16 protein-coding genes are annotated in these 15,640 nt (G+C 70.2%); 5 read left to right on the plus strand and 11 right to left on the minus strand.

The genetic code is table 11. From position 1 onward, the window contains the following. Positions 1-14 precede the first annotated feature (14 nt). Both AS96_RS06510 and AS96_RS06515 read right to left on the minus strand, forming a co-directional pair. Positions 15-1,121: a histidinol-phosphate transaminase gene (locus tag AS96_RS06510; RefSeq protein WP_036287195.1), complete on the minus strand. Its 1,107-nt coding sequence runs from the start codon at positions 1,119-1,121 to the stop codon at positions 15-17. Between the two features lie 34 nt (positions 1,122-1,155). Further along, complete coding sequence (locus tag AS96_RS06515) at positions 1,156-1,536, minus strand: LysM peptidoglycan-binding domain-containing protein (protein ID WP_016463242.1); 381 nt, start codon at positions 1,534-1,536, stop codon at positions 1,156-1,158. A gap of 310 nt (positions 1,537-1,846) precedes the next feature. Between AS96_RS06515 and lexA the strand changes: the two genes are divergently transcribed. Beyond that, positions 1,847-2,512 carry a transcriptional repressor LexA gene (gene lexA, locus AS96_RS06520; protein ID WP_005048887.1) on the plus strand — a complete coding sequence of 222 codons (666 nt, stop codon included), beginning with the start codon at positions 1,847-1,849 and terminating at the stop codon, positions 2,510-2,512. A 2-nt stretch (positions 2,513-2,514) separates the two neighbouring features. After that, positions 2,515-3,609, plus strand: a complete 1,095-nt coding sequence (locus AS96_RS06525) for a hypothetical protein (RefSeq protein ID WP_231477141.1) — start codon at positions 2,515-2,517, stop codon at positions 3,607-3,609. Here the strand turns inward: AS96_RS06525 and AS96_RS06530 are convergent. Further along, positions 3,534-4,508, minus strand: a complete 975-nt coding sequence (locus AS96_RS06530) for a methylenetetrahydrofolate reductase (protein WP_231477142.1) — start codon at positions 4,506-4,508, stop codon at positions 3,534-3,536. The two genes, AS96_RS06525 and AS96_RS06530, sit on opposite strands and share 76 nt — an antisense overlap. Before the next feature lie 149 nt (positions 4,509-4,657). Here AS96_RS06530 and AS96_RS06535 point away from each other — a divergent pair, with 149 nt between their 5' ends. Further along, positions 4,658-6,574, plus strand: coding sequence for an alpha/beta hydrolase family protein (locus tag AS96_RS06535; protein WP_036287202.1), 1,917 nt, complete (start codon positions 4,658-4,660; stop codon positions 6,572-6,574). 7 nt (positions 6,575-6,581) lie between these two features. Here the strand turns inward: AS96_RS06535 and hflX are convergent, their stop codons facing one another. Further along, positions 6,582-8,105, minus strand: coding sequence for a GTPase HflX (gene hflX, locus AS96_RS06540; protein WP_005048878.1), 1,524 nt, complete (start codon positions 8,103-8,105; stop codon positions 6,582-6,584). Between the two features lie 69 nt (positions 8,106-8,174). Between hflX and AS96_RS06545 the strand changes: the two genes are divergently transcribed. After that, positions 8,175-8,816 carry a class I SAM-dependent methyltransferase gene (locus AS96_RS06545; protein ID WP_036287205.1) on the plus strand — a complete coding sequence of 214 codons (642 nt, stop codon included), beginning with the start codon at positions 8,175-8,177 and terminating at the stop codon, positions 8,814-8,816. 22 nt (positions 8,817-8,838) lie between these two features. Here AS96_RS06545 and dapF read toward each other — a convergent pair whose 3' ends face one another. Continuing rightward, entirely contained in the window at positions 8,839-9,702 is an 864-nt protein-coding gene (gene dapF, locus AS96_RS06550; RefSeq protein ID WP_036287208.1) for a diaminopimelate epimerase, read from the minus strand. 129 nt (positions 9,703-9,831) lie between these two features. Here dapF and AS96_RS06555 point away from each other — a divergent pair, with 129 nt between their 5' ends. Beyond that, the gene (locus AS96_RS06555) at positions 9,832-10,287 is read left to right on the plus strand and encodes an ASCH domain-containing protein (protein WP_051498778.1); all 456 of its coding nucleotides are present in this window, start codon (positions 9,832-9,834) and stop codon (positions 10,285-10,287) included. Positions 10,288-10,333: 46 nt separating this feature from the next. On the opposite strand, the gene miaA is transcribed toward AS96_RS06555, so the two are convergent. The 6 genes from miaA to AS96_RS06585 all read right to left on the minus strand — a co-directional run bounded on the left by miaA (position 10,334) and on the right by AS96_RS06585 (position 15,496). After that, the gene (gene miaA / locus AS96_RS06560; protein WP_036287214.1) at positions 10,334-11,248 is read right to left on the minus strand and encodes a tRNA (adenosine(37)-N6)-dimethylallyltransferase MiaA; all 915 of its coding nucleotides are present in this window, start codon (positions 11,246-11,248) and stop codon (positions 10,334-10,336) included. Further along, a complete protein-coding gene (gene miaB, locus AS96_RS06565) occupies positions 11,245-12,801 on the minus strand; it encodes a tRNA (N6-isopentenyl adenosine(37)-C2)-methylthiotransferase MiaB (RefSeq protein ID WP_036287216.1) in 1,557 nt (518 codons plus the stop codon). Before miaB ends, miaA begins: the two co-directional genes overlap by 4 nt. A gap of 65 nt (positions 12,802-12,866) precedes the next feature. Next, positions 12,867-13,439: a regulatory protein RecX gene (locus AS96_RS06570; protein WP_231477143.1), complete on the minus strand. Its 573-nt coding sequence runs from the start codon at positions 13,437-13,439 to the stop codon at positions 12,867-12,869. A 188-nt stretch (positions 13,440-13,627) separates the two neighbouring features. Continuing rightward, positions 13,628-14,683: a recombinase RecA gene (recA, locus tag AS96_RS06575; protein ID WP_036287221.1), complete on the minus strand. Its 1,056-nt coding sequence runs from the start codon at positions 14,681-14,683 to the stop codon at positions 13,628-13,630. A gap of 266 nt (positions 14,684-14,949) precedes the next feature. Then, positions 14,950-15,174 (minus strand): DUF3046 domain-containing protein, encoded by a 225-nt coding sequence (locus AS96_RS06580; RefSeq protein WP_036287224.1) that lies wholly within the window; start codon positions 15,172-15,174, stop codon positions 14,950-14,952. A 1-nt stretch (position 15,175) separates the two neighbouring features. Then, positions 15,176-15,496, minus strand: coding sequence for a helix-turn-helix domain-containing protein (locus AS96_RS06585; RefSeq protein WP_005048854.1), 321 nt, complete (start codon positions 15,494-15,496; stop codon positions 15,176-15,178). Positions 15,497-15,640 lie beyond the last annotated feature (144 nt).

The following is a 15,640-nucleotide window of genomic DNA, read 5'->3' on the forward strand; positions in this document are numbered from 1 at the left end:
CCCCGCGATCACCGTCAGTGCGCGCCGGCACCGCCCGGACCGAGGGAGGCGAGCGCATCGAGGAACACCGTCGACTCCTCCGCGGTGCCCGCCGTGACACGCAGACTGTGGGCGATGCCGACGTCGCGGATCAGAACGCCGCGTTCGTAGAGCCCCTGCCACGTCGCCGCAGGATCTTCCACACCGGAGAAGAGCACGAAGTTCGTCCAGCTCTCGAAGGGGCGGTAGCCCAGCGCGTCGAGTGTCGCGGAGATACGGTCGCGCTGAGCGACGATCTCGTCGACCATCGCGAGCATCGCCGGTGCGTGACGCAGCGCGGCCGATGCCGCCGCCTGCGTCAGCGCACTGAGGTGGTAGGGCAGCCGCACCAGACGCAGGGCATCGATGACGGCGGGGTCGGCCGCGAGGTAGCCGACGCGAGCGCCGGCGAACGCGAAGGCCTTGCTCATCGTGCGAGAAACGACCAGCCGCGGCCGATCGGGCAGCAGCGTCAGCGCCGACCGGGAATCGCGGGGCGCGAACTCCTGGTAGGCCTCGTCGACGATCACGATGCCGGGTGCGGCGTCATAGACGGCCTCGATCACATCGAGTCCGAGTGGCGTTCCGGTCGGGTTGTTCGGCGCGCACAGGAAGACGACATCCGGCTGCCCCCGGTCGACCTGAGCGGCCGCGTCTTCGGGGGCGAGTGTGTAGTCGACGCCGCGCGTCCCGCTCACGTACGTCGCGCCAGTGGCACGAGTGAGCAGCGGGTACATCGAGTAAGTCGGTGCGAAACCGAAGGCCGTCCGACCGGGGCCGGCGAACGCTTGCAGAAGGTGCTGCAAAACCTCATTCGATCCGTTCGCCGCCCAGATCTGCGCGGCCGACAGGCCATGACCCAGGTACTCCGCGAAGCCCTCCCGCACGGCGGTGAACTCGCGATCCGGATAGCGGTTCACCTCCCGGAGCGCACGGGCGATGCTGTCGAGGATGTCGTCCGCGACCGCTTCGGGCACCGGATGCGTGTTTTCGTTGACGTTCAGCGCGACGGGCAGCGGAGCCTGGGGAGCGCCGTAGGGCGTCAGGCCGCGCAGGTCGTCTCTGAGGGGAAGGTCATCGAGTCGAACGCTCACCCTCACCATCGTAGAGGTCGCCGTGTTGAGCGGACGAGGCTGATCAGTGGCCGGCGGAGTACTCGGCCGGGATCGCGATGCTCTGTCCGGCATCGAGGCTGCCCGAGTCCAAGGCGTTGAGTCGAACGATCGCGTCGACGGCGTCGCGCGGGTCGACGTCAGGTGCGACCGCGCGTGCGATCGACCAGAGCGTGTCGCCCGGCTGAACCGTGACGTGGGTGAACGTGACTCCCGAGGATCCCTCATTGGAGGCCAGCGCGCCGCCGCCGGACACGATGCCGATACCGAGCGCGACGATGACGGGGATCGAGGCGAGGAAGGCGAGCACCCGGCGACCACGAACCGTCAGGCGCAGACGGGTGGCGGGGGCCGCCGCGATGACACGGCCGCGGGGCGAGGCGCCGAGGATGTCGATCGTGGTCATGGGTTCCTCCTTGAGACGTGTCCCGCGCCGCGGCGTCGGGGGTGAGAGCGTCACCTCGAAGATTCGAGTCGAGATTCGCATCCGCCTCTCGGCCGGGAGAGCCGGATGCGAATCTCTGTTCCGAATCTATCTTCGATAGTGTTCGAGTGTCAAGCGATACGGTTCTCGCAGATGAATCGAATCCGACACGCGCACGCGTGCCGTCCGACCGTGCGAAAACCGGATACGGTTTCGACAAGACGACCCCATCACCAACCTCCGACATTCGAAGGCTCTGCCTTCCGGGGACGCGATCGAAGGAGCGCGCGACATGGCCGAGAAGCCTCAGACACGCAGGCGGAAGAGCCTCAGCGACAAGCAGCTGAAGATCCTCGAGGTGATCCAGACCTCCATCGCGCGCCACGGCTACCCGCCGAGCATGCGCGAGATCGGCGACGCCGTGGGCCTGAAGTCGCTGTCCAGCGTCACCCATCAGCTCAACCAGCTGGAGCTGAGCGGCTACCTCCGCCGCGACGCCGGCAAGACGCGCGCGATGGAGGTTCTCATCGACCTGCCGGGTGCCGCCGCCGAGAATCCCGCCGACCTCGCTCCGGCCGTGGGCGATGCGGCGCTGGTCCCTCTGGTGGGGCGCATCGCGGCGGGCGTGCCGATCACGGCAGACCAGCAGGTCGAGGAGATCTTCCCCCTCCCCCGCCAGCTCGTCGGCAAGGGCGACCTGTTCATGCTCAAGGTCAGCGGCGAGTCGATGATCGACGCCGCCATCTGCGATGGCGACTGGGTCGTCGTGAGATCGCAGCCGACCGCGGACAACGGCGACATCGTCGCGGCGATGCTCGACGGCGAAGCGACGGTGAAGACCTTCCGGCAGCGGGACGGCCACACGTGGCTGCTCCCCCGCAACTCCTCCTTCGAGCCCATCCTCGGCGACGACGCGGTGGTCCTCGGTCGCGTCGTGGCCGTCCTGCGCGCGATCTGATCATGTCGCGGGCGCGCGCCCTCGCATCGGCCGTCGCGATCGTCCTGGCCGTCGTCTGCCTCCCGTTGTCCATCCTGAGCGTCTGGGCGCGGGTGCAGCTGGTCGACGAAGACGCGTTCACCGCGACGCTTGTGCCGCTGGCCCGTTCGACCACCGTGCAGGACGCGCTGATCGCGGCATCCGCCGACGCGGTGGACGCGAGGCTCGACGCCGACGCCCTCACCGGCTCGATCGTCGACGGCATCATCGGGCTGGGCGTCGGCGACCGGGCCGCGGACGCATTGCGGCGACTGCAAGCGCCTGCCGCCGCCGCCGTGCAGACTCTCGTGCACGACACGATCGCCGACGCGATCCGCTCAGACGGCTTCGGGTCGCTGTGGGAACAGCTTCTCCGGCAGTCTCATCGCGCGCTCACGCTCGCCGCGACCTCCGATGGCGCCGGCGTCGTGGTGCAGACCGAGGCCGGACTCGGCATCCAGGTCGGCGCCGTGGTGGCGGGCGTGAAGGAACGTCTGAGCGCGCAGGGCGTGGCGTGGGCGACGCTCATCCCCTCCGTCGATCACGTCGTGGTCATCGGCTCCGGAGACACCCTCGCCGCCGTTCGAACGGGATATGCGCTCGGCGTGACGGTGGGATGGTGGATGCCGGTCGCTACCGTCATCCTGTTCCTCAGCGGGATCGCGCTCGCGCGGCGACGCCTGAACGCACTCGCGGCGGGCCGCACTCGCGGCGGCGGCGTGCCTCGGGGCGCTGCTGATCGCGGCTGCCGCGGGGCGGGCGGCGGTGTCGTCCGCCGCAGCCGGGACGGCGCTGACGCCGGCCGCGGCCGCCGCCGTCTTCGACCAGCTGCTGGCGGCGGCGGTCGGCGCGACCGGCGCAGCTCTGGCGATCGCTCTCGCCGTCGCCGCCGGCGCGTGGCTCGCCGGTCAGTCCGTGCGCGCGGCGGCTCTTCGCCGCGCGTGGAGTCGTTGGGGTCTTCGCCGCGCGGCGGCGGACGAGTCCTCCGACTGAGCGGACGGCGTCAGGGGCTCGCTTCGGAGATCAGCTCTGCGGCGCGCAGCACGCCCAGAACGGTGTCGTGGTTGTTGAAGGCGTAGAGGTGGATGCCGTCGGCGCCGCCGGCGACAACGGACCGCGCGAGGTCGGCGGCATGGGCGAGGCCGACGGCGCGCTGCGCGGCGGCATCCGGAGCCGACTCGAGCGCCGCGGCGAGAGCGTCGGGGCGCGCATCTCCGGTGAGCTCGAGCACTCGGCGCAGTCGCCCCGGAGAGGTGATGGGCATGATCCCGGGCACGATCGGGATGACGACCCCGGCCGCACGGGCGCGCTCGACGAAGTCGAGGTACTCGTCGGCGTGGAAGAAGAGCTGTGTCAGGGCGGACGTCGCCCCGGCGGCCTGCTTGGCGAGAAGTGCGTCGATGTCCTCGTAGCGGTGACGCGAACGCGGGTGACCGTTCGGGAACGCCGCGACGGCGATCTGGACGCGGTCGCCGTCGATGACCCGAACCGCTCCCGGAACGCCCGGGATCTCCCGCTCCCGATACGGCGAGCGCTCCGCCTGCACCCGGCCGATCAGCTGCACGAGCTGAGCGGCCGACTCCAGATCGCCGAACACGATGTCGTCCTCGCCGATGCCGACGGGCGGGTCGCCCCGCAGCGCCAGGAAGCGGGTGATGCCGGCATCGAGGAAGTCGCGGATGACCGTCGTGGCTTCGGCGTAGCTGCTGCCGACACAGGTCACGTGCGCGACGGGCGGAACGGTCGTCTCGCGGAGGATGTGCGTCAGCACGGTGAGCGAGCGGTCGGTCGTCGAGCCGCCCGCTCCGAACGTCACGGAGATGAAGCGCGGACCGGCGGCGGCGAGCACGCGAATGGTCTCGTAGAGAGCAGGCAGCTGCTCGGGGGTGCGCGGAGGGTAGATCTCGAACGAGAACGGTACCCGCGGCGAGGCCGTGACGGCGGCCGCCGGAGCGCCGACGCGAGGTTCGTGGGCCATCTTCGCTCGGTTCCCTCTCGGGTCGGGGTCGTGCGGCCGGTCGGCCCCGGCCTCGATGCCCCACTTTAGAGCCACTGCGGTGCCCTCACCCGCGTGTGACGGCACGTGCCTGCCGACGTGGCAGGTCGCACACGCGTAGCGTGGCAGCCATGGTCGATGTGCACCCTTATGGATCCTGGCCCTCCCCGTTCACCGCCGCGTGGGCTTCTTCGGCTTCTCCCCGGGTCGACGGCGCTGCGCTCGTGGGCGACGAGGTGTGGTGGGCGCAGTCGGTGGCCGAAGAGGCCGGCCGCACGGCCGTGTTCCGGCGCGATGCGACCGGCACGGTGCACCTCGTCCTGCCGGCGCCGTGGAACGCCCGATCCGGCGTCCACGAGTACGGCGGCGGGTCGTGGGCGGTCGACGATGCCGGTCGGCTGTTCTTCGTCGAACGCCGCGACCAGCAGGTGTGGGTGCAGGAGCCCGGCTCGGACCCTCGTCCCCTGACGGACGATGCGGATGTCCGCTACGGCGGACTTCGCGCGACCGGCGGGATGCTGCTCGGCATCCGCGAGCGCGGCGGCCGCGAGCGAGCGATCGTGCGCATCGACCTCGACGGTGCGGGAGCAAACGACCTCGTCGCGGGCAGCGATTTCGTGGCTCAGCCCGCGCTGTCCCCGCGCGGGGACCGGCTCGCGTGGGTGGCCTGGAATCATCCCGACATGCCGTGGGACCGCACGACCCTGCGTATCGGTCGTCTCGAGGACGGCGCCGTGGTCGAGTGGACCGACGTGACCGACGGCAGCACGGCAGCGCTCCAGCCCGAATGGACCGACGAGGACGACCTGCTGTACCTGGACGATGCGACGGGTCGGTGGAACCTCTGGAGCCTACGCCTGGATGCCGACCTGCCGCGGGCGCCTCTCGCCCCGGCCGATGCGGACACGGGGGGCCCGCTGTGGTCACTCGGCAGCCGCTGGTTCGGTGTGACGTCCGACGGCGGGGTGATCGCTGTCCGCACCAACGGCTCGGATGAGCTCGTCTGGCGGGATGCCGCGGGCACCGAGACCGTGATCGACATCCCCGCCACCGCATCCCTCGCCGTCGAGGCGGTCGTCGGCCGCCGGGCGCTGGTCTCCGGCATGGCACCGGGCGTGAGCGGCATCTGGCTGGTGGAGTTCGATGCGGAGGGGGCGACGGTGCACGTCGACCTCATCGTCGGACACCGTGCGGAGATCGCGGGTGAGGATCTCGATGCGTGGCTTCCCGAGACGCGCCCGTTCTCCTTGGAGGGTCCGACGGGGACGGTGCACGCATTCGTGCACCCCCCTCACCATCCGCGTGTCGCGGCATCCGATGCAGAGCGCCCGCCCTATCTCGTGCTGGTGCACGGCGGACCGACCGGCCACGAGGGCGGCGTCGCCGATGCGAAGACGCTGTTCTTCACGAGTCGCGGCATCGGAGTACTGGAGGTGAACTACGGCGGCTCGACCGGATACGGCCGCGCGTACCGGGAGCGTCTGCGCGGACAATGGGGCGTCGTCGACGTGGCGGACGTCGCGGCAGCCGCCTCCGGCCTTGCCGCCACCGGCGCCGCCGATGGCGGCCGCCTGGCGATCAAGGGCGGATCGGCAGGCGGCTGGACGGTGCTCGCGGCGCTCGCGCGCACCGATGTGTTCCGCGCGGGCATCTCCCGCTACGGCGTCGGCGACGCCCGAACCCTGGCCGCCGATACGCACGATTTCGAGTCACGGTATCTCGACGGACTCATCGGGCCCCTGCCGGAGGCCGAGGAGCTCTATATCGAGCGCTCCCCGTTGACGCATATCGACGGGTTCCGCGTGCCCGTGCTGCTGCTGCAGGGTGCGGATGACGCGGTCGTGCCTCCGTCGCAGGCCGAAGCGATCCGCGACGCTCTCGCCGCGCGCGGCATCCCGCACGCCTACGTGCTCTACGAGGGCGAGGGACACGGGTTCCGCGGCGCTGAGGCAGTCGTGCACGCGCTGGAGAGCGAGCTCGCTTTCCTCGGCCAGGTGTTCGGCTTTCCGACGCCCGGCGTGCCGGCGATAGAGCTGACGGCAGGCTAGGCGTGCGTCAGAGCGCGTAGGGCGCGAGCTCCGCCGCGAGCCGCTCCGAGACGTGCGCGTGCACGGCGGTACCGCCCTCCTCGTGGGCCGTCGAGACGATGTGCCCCGACTCGTGCACCGCGTTGATGAGGTCTCCACGCTCATACGGCACGAGTGCGCGCACCTCGACCGCCGGCAGCGGCAGGGCGTCCTCGATGACGGTGCGCAGCTGATCGATGCCCTCCCCCGTCCGCGACGACACGAACAGCGCGCTCGGCTCGAGACCGCGCAGCACCAGCCGCGCGTCGTCGTCGACGAGGTCCGCCTTGTTGAAGACGACGATCTCGCGCGTCGAGCGCGCACCCACGTCGCCCATCACATCGCGTACGGTCGCGAGCTGCGCCGCGGGGTCGGGATGGGAGCCGTCCACGACGTGTACCAGCACGTCGGCGTCGCCCACCTCTTCCAGCGTGGAGCGGAACGCCTCGACGAGCTGGTGCGGCAGGTTCCGCACGAAGCCGACCGTGTCGGTCAGGGTGTAGACGCGCCCGTCGGCCGCTTGGGCACGGCGCACCGTCGCGTCCAGCGTCGCGAACAGCGCGTTCTCCACGAGCACGCCGGCGCTCGTGAGCCGGTTGAGCAGGCTCGACTTGCCGGCGTTGGTGTAGCCGGCGATCGCGACGGACGGGATCGTGTTGCGCTTGCGTTCGCTGCGCTTGGCCTCGCGGGCGGGCGCGAAGTCGCGCAGCTGCCTGCGCAGCTGCGCCATCTTCGTGCGGATGCGCCGGCGGTCGAGCTCGATCTTGGTCTCGCCCGGTCCGCGTGAACCCATGCCGGCGCCTCCGGCGCCGACCTGGCCACCGGCCTGACGGCTCATCGATTCACCCCATCCGCGCAGTCGCGGAAGCAAGTACTCGAGCTGGGCGAGCTCGACCTGCGCCTTGCCCTCGCGGCTCTTGGCGTGCTGGCTGAAGATGTCGAGGATGACGGTGGTGCGGTCGATGACCTTGACCTTGACGACGTCCTCCAGCGCGCGACGCTGGCTCGGAGCGAGCTCGGTGTCGGCGATGACGGTGTCGGCGCCGACCGCGGCGACGAGGTCGCGCAACTCCGCCGCCTTGCCGCGGCCGATGTAGGTCGCCGGGTCGGGGTGCGGACGTCGCTGCAGCACCCCGTCGAGCACGACCGCGCCGGCGGTCTCGGCGAGCGCGGCGAGCTCGCGCAGGGAGTTCTCCGCGTCTTCCTGCGAGCCCTGGGGGTACACCCCGACGAGCACGACGTTCTCCAGCCGCAGCTGGCGGTACTCGACCTCCGTGACGTCTTCGAGTTCCGTGGACAGACCCGGCACGCGGCGCAGCGCCGCGCGCTCCTCACGGTCCCACTGATCGCCGTCGGTGTCGCCATAGGCGACGGTCGCGGCATCCTGCAGCGCCTGGGCGGCACCGAAGACGTTCGCGCTGGAGCGGCCCTCGGCACGTGCCAGCACGCGATCCACCGGATCGAGCGGCGTGTCCTCGCCGTGCGCGTCGGTGGTCTCGGTGGTGTGGGTCATGGATTCCTTCCAGGTCAGCCTTGCAGTCTAGCCTCCCGCACAGGCCGGTGGCTCCGGTACGCTCGCAGGATGGGGAGTGACCACTACTTCAGCGCCTCCCCGTCCAGCGCCGAGAACCTCCGTCGCATCCGCGTGTCCCTCGGCGGGCGCACCGGCGAGGTCACGACCGCGGGCGGGGTGTTCAGCCCCGACCACGTCGACGGCGGGACGGCGGTGCTACTCGCGAATACTCCGCCGCCCCCTCCGGGCGGCCACCTGCTCGACCTCGGCTGCGGCTGGGGGCCGATCGCGCTCAGCCTCGCCGTGCAGTCGCCGCACGCCACGGTGTGGGCGGTGGACGTGAACGACCGCGCTCTCGACCTGGTGCGACGAAACGCGCAGGAGTGGGGTCTCACCAACATCAACGCGGTGCGCCCCGAGGACGTTCCCGGCGACGTCCGCTTCCGCGGCATCCGATCCAATCCCCCCATCCGCGTCGGCAAGAACGAGCTTCACGGTCTGCTGGAGACGTGGCTGCCGCGCTTGGACGAACGCAGCGACGCGTGGCTGGTCGTGCAGCGCAACCTCGGGTCCGACTCCCTGCAGCGGTGGCTGGCGGCGACATTCGACGACGGATACTCGGTGACGCGTGCGGCGACCGGACGCGGCTTCCGCGTGCTCAAGGTGCGCCGGCACGGCGCGGTGCCGACCGGCGCGATCGACCTGCCCTGAGTCGCCCGCGATCGACCGCGCGTCAGGCCAGGCGCACCTCGCCCGAGTAGACGAGGGTCGCCGGACCCGACAGCAGCACGTGGTCGCCGTCGGCGTCGGCGACGATGCGGACGCCGAGGATGCCGCCGGGCACCTCGACACTCCAACGATCGGGCGCCGCGGGTCCGGCCCAATGGCGGACGGCGAGCGCCGCTGCTGCGACACCCGTGCCGCAGGAGAGCGTCTCACCCACCCCGCGCTCGAAGACCCGCATACGGATGCTGCCGACGCCGTTCTTGACGAGCGGATCGGCCGGCACCACGAACTCCACGTTCGCCCCGGCGACCGGCTCCGGATGCAGCAACGGCTGCACCGTGAGGTCGAGCTCCTCGAGCTCACCCGCGCTGGAGAGCGCCACGACGACGTGCGGGTTGCCGACGTCGACGCCTTGGCCGGGGCGGGCGACGTCGAGTCCCCGCGCCTTGACGACGGTCTCGCCGTCGATGGCGAAGACGCCGAGGTCGACCTCGAACCCGGGGTCGCTGCGGGTGAGGGTCTTGATGCCGGCGCGCGTGCCGATGCGCAGCGGTGCGGCGTCGATGTCGGCGCGACCGGTGTCGACGAGGTACTTCGCGAAGACGCGGATGCCGTTGCCGCACATCTCGGCGGCGGAGCCGTCGGCGTTGCGGTAGTCCATGAACCACTCGGCATCCGTCATCGCCTCGCCCTCACGGATGCGGGCGCTGCGGACGACCCGCAGGATGCCGTCGCCGCCGATGCCGAAGCGGCGGTCGCAGAGCGCGGCGATCTGGTCGGCCGACAGGTCGAGGACGCCCTCGTCGTCCGGGACGATCACGAAGTCGTTGCCCGTGCCGTGACCCTTGGTGAATGCGATCGACTCTGCCACCCGGTCAGTCTACGGTCCACAGCCCGAGGCCCGGCCGGCCGCGCGCGAGCGACGTGGCAGGATCTGAGGGTGGCAGAACCCGCTCTCTCCTCTCACGCGCTCCCCCTCGACAGCGATGCTGCGGCCGCGATGTGGGAGGCCTACCGCGCCGCGCGGCCCGAAGCGGTGCTCGCCGGGGGCGAGTACACCGTCGAGCACTTCGGTGACAACGCCCGGCTCGCCGACGAACTCCTCGACATCGTGCTGTCGGGGCGGAAACGAGCGACGGCAGAGCTCGTGGCCGACTTCGTCGCTCGGGGCGATCTCGTGCCGCGCATCGGATCGCACTGGATCGCGTGCGACAGCTCCGGCGCACCGCGCATCATCATGCGCACGACCGAACTGAGGTTGGGTCCTTTCACCAGCGGCGACGCGGCATTCGCCGCCGACGAGGGCGAGGACGACGGATCGCTGGAGAGCTGGCAGCGCGAGCACCGCCGCTACTGGACGCGCGTCGCCGCCGCCCGCGGAGCCGAATGGTCGGAGGAGGACGAGATCGTCTTCGAACGCTTCCGCGTCGTGTGGCCCCCCGAGCACGCCGACTGAACGACGAGGAGCGGCTCGGGCTGCACGGTGAGTTTGCGGACTTCGCTCACGCCACCGAGTCTGCCAGGACGACCGCGTCGACGTCGGGCGCGACCCAGCGCACGTCGGCATACCGGCGAAACCACGACACCTGGCGCCGCGCGTAGCGTCGGGTGAGCGCCTGCGTCTGGGCGATGGCCTCGGACGCATCGAGCTCACCCGCCACGTGCGCCAACGCCTGCGCGTAGCCGATGGCCCGGCTGGCCGTCACGCCCCGCTCGAGGCCGCGGTCGCGGAGGGCTGCGACTTCGGTGAGAAGTCCCTCGCGCCACATGCGGGTCACCCGCTCGTCGAGGCGCGCGACGAGGGTTGCACGCTCGACCTCCACACCGATGAGGGTCGTCGGCACGTGCCAGAGCACGGGATCTGCGGGCAGGACGGCGCCGTGACCGCGGTCTCCCTGCACGGCGACCTCGAGGGCGCGCACGATCCGCCGAGCGTTGCGCGCATCGATACGGTCGGCGGTCGCCGGGTCCAGTGCGCGCAGACGCTCCAGGAGCGGCCCGGGGCCGCCCTTTTCGAGAGCCGCTTCCAGCTGTGCGCGCAGGATGTCGTCGTGCGGCGGGAAGCGGAAGTCGTAGACGACACTCGAGACGTAGAGGCCCGAGCCGCCGACGAGGATGGCGTCCGCTCCGCGGTGGAAGATCTCTGAGATGACGGTACGGGCCGCTTCCTGGTACGCGGCGACCGCGGCCTCATCCGTGACCTCGAGCACATCGAAGAGATGGTGCGGGATGCCGCGGCGCTCGGCGACCGACAGCTTGGCGGTGCCGATGTCCATCCCGCGATACAGCTGCATGGCGTCGGCGTTGACGATCTCCGCCGGGCGACCGCGGGCGGTGAGCGCTTCCGCGAGCCGCAGGGACAGATCGGACTTGCCCGTGCCCGTGGCGCCGACGACGCCCCACAGACGCCCGGTCACCCGAGGCGGAGCGTCGGCAACCCGAGCGCCACCGTGCGGGGTGCGTCCGTCTCGCCCGCGACGCCCGAGGATGTCGGCACGCCGCATGACTCCGCCTGGGTGCGATCCCAGGCGTCGCCCGCGCGCGTGCGCCGAATGCGCAGCGGCGCCCCGTCGGGGCTATCGGCGAGCAGGTGGAACGGAGCGGCGTGCGTCACGGTCACCGTCACGACGTCTCCGGGGCGCGGAACGGCCGAGCCCCGAGGCAGCTCGAAGTGGACGAGCCGATTGTCTTCGGCGCGGCCGGTCAGGCGGTGGGTCTCGGCATCCTTCTTTCCCTCGCCGGTCGAGACCAGCACCTGCAGCTCGCGGCCGATCTGGGCCTTGTTCTCTTCGAGGCTGATGCGCTCCTGCAGGGCGATGAGCCGCTCGTACCGCTCCTGCACCACGGCCTTCGGCACCTGGTCGGGCATCGTCGCGGCGGGGGTGCCCTCACGGATCGAGTACTGGAAGGTGAAGGCGCTGGCGAACCGTGCCTGCGCGACGACGCGCATCGTGTCCTCGAAATCCTCATCGGTCTCACCGGGGAAGCCGACGATGATGTCGGTGGAGATCGCCGCGTGCGGGATGCGGTCGCGGACCCGCTCGAGGATGTCGAGGAAGCGGTCACTGCGGTAGGAGCGCCGCATCGCCCGTAGGACGCGATCGGATCCGGACTGCAGCGGCATGTGCAGCTGCGGCATGACCTGAGGAGTCTCGGCCATGGCATCGATGACGTCATCGGTGAAGGCGGCCGGGTGCGGACTGGTGAACCGGATGCGCTCGAGCCCCGGGATCTGCCCGGCGGCACGCAGCAGCTTGCCGAACGCCTGACGGTCACCGAACTCGACCCCGTAGCTGTTGACGTTCTGACCCAGGAGGGTGACCTCGACGGCGCCGTCCTCGACGAGGAGCCGGATCTCGTTGAGGATGTCGCCGGGGCGGCGATCCTTCTCCTTGCCGCGCAGGCTCGGCACGATGCAGAAGGTGCAGGTGTTGTTGCATCCGACGGAGATCGAGACCCAGCCGCTGTGCACGGCGTCGCGCTTGGTCGGCAGGGTCGAGGGGAAGACCTCGAGCGCCTCGAGGATCTCCAGTTCTGCATCGCCGTTGTGGCGCGCCCGCTCGAGGAGGCTGGGCAGCGAGCCCATGTTGTGGGTGCCGAAGACGACGTCGACCCACGGCGCCTTCTCGAGCACGGCCTCTTTGTCCATCTGAGCCATACAGCCGCCGACGGCGATCTGCATGCCCTCGTGACGATCCTTGCGACTCTTCAGATGCCCGAGGGTGCCGTACAGCTTGCCGGCGGCGTTGTCGCGCACCGCACACGTGTTGATCACGACGACATCGGCCTCGGAGCCCGCCTCCGCTCGCACGTATCCGGCGCTCTCCAACGAGCCGGAAAGTCGCTCGGAATCGTGCACGTTCATCTGGCAGCCGAAGGTGCGCACCTCGTAGGTCCGGGCACGACCGTCGGCGGCGACGGCGGCGTCCGATGGCGCGATCAGCGTGGGGGCGGCGGACGGAGAAGTCATGATGCGTTCATTCTACGATCCGTCACCATGCACGAACCCGAGGCCCCGCGCACCGGGAAAACGGCTCACTCGAAGCGCACGGTTCCCGCCGGCGCACGCCGAACCGGTCGCCCGAGTTCTTCGAGGGCCTGCCGCGCTGCGGTCAGCGCGCTCGCACCGTACCCGCGCCGCGCGAGTTGGCCCGAGAGCCGCCGCAGCGCCGTATCGCGATCGAGGTCGCGCATCGTCCGGGCCTTCTGCCGCGCGAACTCGAGAGCACGGTCCGCATCATCGTCAGGCAGCGCATCGAGTGCCTCGTCGATGACCTCGCGCGGGATGCCGCGGGCCGACAAGGTCTGCACGAGCATCGCGCGCCCCTGTCCCTTTCGTTCGACGCCACTGTGCACGAGCTGCTCCGCCAGTGCCGAGTCGTCGAGGTATCCGAGGCTCCTCATGCGGTCGATGACGTGGTCGATCGCCGCGTCGCCGAGCTCGCGTTCGCGCAAGAATCGCGATGCCTCCCGTTCGGACAGGGAGCGCGTTCGCAAGCGCTTGATCAGCGCGGCCTCCGCATCGTCGACGACGGTCGCGATGTCGTCCTCCCACGCCGCGTCGACGGGCTCCTCCGTCCAGGTCGGATGCCAGCTGAGATCGCCCACACCGCCCCTACGCCCGGACGGACCAGGGAACACGGGGGGTGTCGCGGGTTGCGGGTCGCGCGGACCTGCCTCATCCTGTGGCTGGTTCGCGGAGGCGGAGGAGACGCGTGCGTCGGCGGCATCCCCGCCGAACAGCGGGATCACGGGGGCGAGCCGCTCGGACTCGTCCCCGTGTCGCGACGTCGTCATCAGGCCGGCCGGCGCGCGGCCAGATCATCGGCAGGCGCGACCTCGGCCCCACCGCGCGGCTCACCGATTCCCAGCTTCTGCTTGATCTTGGTTTCGATCTCCGCCGCGATGTCGGGGTTCTTCAGCAGGAAGTTGCGGGCGTTCTCCTTGCCCTGACCGAGCTGCTCACCGTCGTAGGTGTACCAGGCGCCGGACTTCTTCACGAGGGCGTGCTCGACGCCGAAGTCGATGAGCGAGCCTTCGCGCGAGATGCCGGTGCCGTAGAGGATGTCGAACTCGGCCTGCTTGAACGGCGGCGCCATCTTGTTCTTGACGACCTTGACGCGCGTCCGGTTGCCGACCGCGTCGGTGCCGTCCTTCAGCGTCTCGATGCGACGGATGTCGAGACGCACCGAGGCGTAGAACTTCAACGCCTTTCCGCCGGCGGTGGTCTCGGGTGAGCCGAAGAACACGCCGATCTTCTCGCGCAGCTGGTTGATGAAGATCATGGTCGTGTTGGTCTGATTGAGACCACCGGTCAGCTTGCGCAGCGCCTGAGACATGAGGCGAGCCTGCAGGCCGACGTGGGAGTCGCCCATCTCGCCTTCGATCTCGGCCTTGGGGACGAGCGCAGCGACGGAGTCGATGACGACCAGATCGATCGCTCCCGAACGAACCAGCATGTCGGCGATCTCCAGCGCCTGCTCCCCCGTGTCGGGCTGCGACACGAGCAGCTGATCGATGTCGACACCGAGCTTCTGCGCATAGTCGGGGTCGAGCGCGTGTTCGGCGTCGATGAAGGCGGCGATGCCGCCGGCGCGCTGCACGTTGGCGATCGCGTGGAGCGTGAGCGTCGTCTTACCCGAGGATTCGGGACCGTAGATCTCGATGATGCGCCCGCGGGGAAGACCTCCCACGCCGAGAGCGACATCGAGGGCGATCGAACCGGTGGGGATGACTTCGACGGGGGCACGGTCGTCGCTGCCCAGTCGCATGACCGAGCCCTTTCCGAACTGCCGGTCGATCTGGGCGAGGGCCGACTCGAGGGCCTTCTCGCGGTCAGCGGGTGAGGGCATGACGTGCTCCTTGTGCTCTGCCGTGGACGGCGCTGCCGGCCTCGGGATTCCGTCGCCTGTAGGCTGTCACGCCCCCTCCCGGCGGGAAGGATGCTGCGACAAGGCGGAGGTGTCGTGATGACGGTGTCCACGCTAGAGACGGTCTCCGACATCGGTGGGCGACAGGCCTCGAATGTGGACAAACGTCCCGAGTCACCTCATGTGCAGGAGCCTACGCCCATCGAACAGAGTTTCGATCACGCGACACGCCGCGCGTCCGTCGCGGATCAGCGTCGGCGCGGCTCCATCAGTCCGACGCCGTGGCGCCGCGAAGCGGGGACGTCCGTCTCGTCGCACAGAGCAAGCCAGATCTCGCGCGGCTCGACGCCGTCGGCGAGGGCTTCGGCGGCGGTCCGGTGACCCACACCGGGCAGAGCGAGGTCGGCGACCAAGCTCGATGCGCGCGCGCCGAACTCGTCCGCGACGGCTCGCGTGAACTCGCTGCGCCGCACGTCAGCGCAGCGACAACTCGGGCTGGACGAGGCCGTCCTCGAGCCCGGCGAGATCGTCGGGAACCACGTCGGGGAAGACCTGCAGGCCCTCCAGCACCGACAGCCGGTCACCGACCTCGCGCATGATGGTCGAGATCGGAACGTCCAGCGCCTCGGCGACCGCCGCGAGGATCTCGCTCGAGGCCTCCTTCTGACCGCGCTCGACCTCGCTGAGATATCCGAGGGCGACACTCGCGCGTCCGGCGACCTGGCGGAGGGTACGACCCTTCTGCAGGCGGAAGTCGCGAAGCACTTCGCCGATCTCCTGACGAACCAGGATCATGTTCGGGCCCCCTCCTCTACTCGAGATTCCCACCGGGTATCGGTGCCCGGGTGGACAACAGTACCCCACGTGCTGGTCACGATAGCCCTCTCGTGCTGGGTAATGAATGGGAATCGCTGTCATGTAACGGCGTCGACACGAGCG

Origin of the sequence: Microbacterium sp. MRS-1 (genome assembly GCF_000585455.1) — a bacterium.
GTDB lineage: Bacteria > Actinomycetota > Actinomycetes > Actinomycetales > Microbacteriaceae > Microbacterium > Microbacterium laevaniformans.

Bases quoted from the DNA above. Each gene is read 5' to 3' on its own strand.
- AS96_RS06510 (WP_036287195.1), bottom strand. From the start codon at position 1,121: ATGGTGAGGGTGAGCGTTCGACTCGATGACCTTCCCCTCAGAGACGAC.
- AS96_RS06515 (WP_016463242.1), bottom strand. From the start codon at position 1,536: ATGACCACGATCGACATCCTCGGCGCCTCGCCCCGCGGCCGTGTCATC.
- lexA (WP_005048887.1), top strand. From the start codon at position 1,847: ATGGCCGAGAAGCCTCAGACACGCAGGCGGAAGAGCCTCAGCGACAAG.
- AS96_RS06525 (WP_231477141.1), top strand. From the start codon at position 2,515: ATGTCGCGGGCGCGCGCCCTCGCATCGGCCGTCGCGATCGTCCTGGCC.
- AS96_RS06530 (WP_231477142.1), bottom strand. From the start codon at position 4,508: ATGGCCCACGAACCTCGCGTCGGCGCTCCGGCGGCCGCCGTCACGGCC.
- AS96_RS06535 (WP_036287202.1), top strand. From the start codon at position 4,658: ATGGTCGATGTGCACCCTTATGGATCCTGGCCCTCCCCGTTCACCGCC.
- hflX (WP_005048878.1), bottom strand. From the start codon at position 8,105: ATGACCCACACCACCGAGACCACCGACGCGCACGGCGAGGACACGCCG.
- AS96_RS06545 (WP_036287205.1), top strand. From the start codon at position 8,175: ATGGGGAGTGACCACTACTTCAGCGCCTCCCCGTCCAGCGCCGAGAAC.
- AS96_RS06555 (WP_051498778.1), top strand. From the start codon at position 9,832: ATGTGGGAGGCCTACCGCGCCGCGCGGCCCGAAGCGGTGCTCGCCGGG.
- miaB (WP_036287216.1), bottom strand. From the start codon at position 12,801: ATGACTTCTCCGTCCGCCGCCCCCACGCTGATCGCGCCATCGGACGCC.
- recA (WP_036287221.1), bottom strand. From the start codon at position 14,683: ATGCCCTCACCCGCTGACCGCGAGAAGGCCCTCGAGTCGGCCCTCGCC.
- AS96_RS06585 (WP_005048854.1), bottom strand. From the start codon at position 15,496: ATGATCCTGGTTCGTCAGGAGATCGGCGAAGTGCTTCGCGACTTCCGC.